The 569-nt window shown below is 64.9% G+C and carries 1 protein-coding gene; it reads left to right on the top strand.

Features of this window, described 5'->3' with window-relative positions; translation table 11 throughout:
* A partial coding sequence (locus tag QQF40_RS17010) for a beta-barrel domain-containing protein (RefSeq protein WP_285462034.1) occupies positions 1-569 on the top strand: 569 nt, incomplete at both ends.

The raw sequence follows: 569 nt of genomic DNA, 5'->3' as shown, positions 1-569 counted from the left end.
ATGCTCAAGCTGGATCGCGAGATCGCCGAGCTCAAGGGTCGTCAGGCCGAGATCCGCAATACCTATCTGCAGGACGCCTACGCCGAGCTTGCCGACAAGAAATCCGAACTGGCCGCCCTCGAGGAAACCAGCGTGCAGCGCCGCGACCAGCTGGACCGTACCCGGCTGCTCTCGCCGGTGCGCGGGGTGGTCAACAATATCGCCATCACCACGCGTGGCGGCGTGATTCCGCCCGGCGAGGAGATCATGCAGATCACGCCGCTGGAGGACACTCTGGTGTTCGAGACGCGCATTCGCCCGCAGGATGTCGCCTTCATCGCCCCGGGCATGCCGGCGACGATCCGCATCAGTGCCTACGACTATGCGGTATACGGCACGTTGGAGGGCAAGGTGGAGCGCATCAGTTCGGACACGCTGGAGGAGGAAACGCCACGCGGCGAGGAAAGCTACTATCGCGTGCTGGTCAGCAGCGAGACCGCGGCGCTTGAGCACAACGGCGAGACGCTGCCGATCAAGCCGGGCATGGTCGCCACGGTCGACATCGAGACCGGTGAGCGCAGCGTGCTCTC

It is taken from the genome of Cobetia sp. LC6 (assembly GCF_030264805.1).
Lineage (GTDB): Bacteria > Pseudomonadota > Gammaproteobacteria > Pseudomonadales > Halomonadaceae > Cobetia.
The sequence above is the reverse complement of the archived record's forward strand: the minus strand, read 5'-3'. Positions and strand labels throughout refer to the sequence as shown.